General features: G+C 41.2%; 1 protein-coding gene. It reads right to left on the bottom strand.

Annotated features, from left to right (window positions below; all coding sequences use genetic code 11):
- Window positions 1-215: 215 nt before the first annotated feature.
- Window positions 216-1,012 (bottom strand): Ig-like domain-containing protein (locus tag QM460_RS10395; RefSeq protein WP_414290056.1); only part of this gene is annotated, 797 nt, incomplete at its 5' end.

The following is a 1,012-nucleotide window of genomic DNA, read 5'->3' as shown; positions in this document are numbered from 1 at the left end:
TTGGCTTGAACACCTTTATTGTATCGCGTTTGGAGTTTTTTTGGTATAACCTTCGACGCGCACCCGCATAGCGGGTGGTTTATTTGTCTCGCACCTAACGGAGCGAGACGGACTGAAAGTCACATAATCAAAAAACCGTAAGAATTTCTTCTTACGGTTTTTCTAGCAATCTCATAGAATCAAGATTCTTAGATTTGCTTTATTTGAGTAATTGCTTACTCTTCTTCCTTACGTTTTTTAGAGATAAGGAGTCCTCCTGTCACTGCTGCAAGAAGTGCTAGTCCAAGTGAAGCGTTAGATTGTTTAGTACCAGTGTTTGGCAATTCTTTCGCTCCTGCTTTCTTAGCTGGTGCTTGAGCAGATGACTCTTTAGTTGCTTCTTTAACAACTTTATTAGCTGCAATTGTTGCTACTGATCCGTCCGCAAAGGTTACAACTACTGATCCATCATTATTCACCTTAACATCTGTCGCAGTTGGATTAGCTTTCTTAACTTCTTCAGCTACTTTAGCTTTTTCTGCGTCTGTCAAGTTGTTAGGATCTACTACTGGAGTAAGAGCTGGTACTTTAGCATTATCAGCCTCTTTACCACCCACATTAACATTACTTACTGTTACTGTAGTTGTAGCTGATGTATTTCCTGATTCGTCTGTTGCTGTTACAGAAACTGTATCCCCAGCATTCAAACCATTTACTGGAATACTGAACTTACCGTCTTTATCTGCTTTCGCTGATACTTTAGAACCATTTGGAAGAGTTACTTCTACTGTTGAACCTGCTTCAGCTGTACCTGTTACTGCTTCATCACCAGCTTTAACTGGGTTCACAACTGGCGCTGTTGGTGCTGTCTTATCATCTGCTTTCGCTACAGTTGCTGTAGTTGTAGCTGATGTGTTTTTAGCTGCGTCTGTTGCTGTTACTGATACTGTGTCACCTTCGTTCAATCCACTTACTGGAACACTGAAGTTTCCATCTTGGTCTGCTGTTGCTGATGCTTTAGTTCCATCTGGAA

Source organism: Streptococcus infantis (genome assembly GCF_047464415.1).
GTDB lineage: Bacteria > Bacillota > Bacilli > Lactobacillales > Streptococcaceae > Streptococcus > Streptococcus infantis_AE.
The sequence above is the reverse complement of the archived record's forward strand: the minus strand, read 5'-3'. Positions and strand labels throughout refer to the sequence as shown.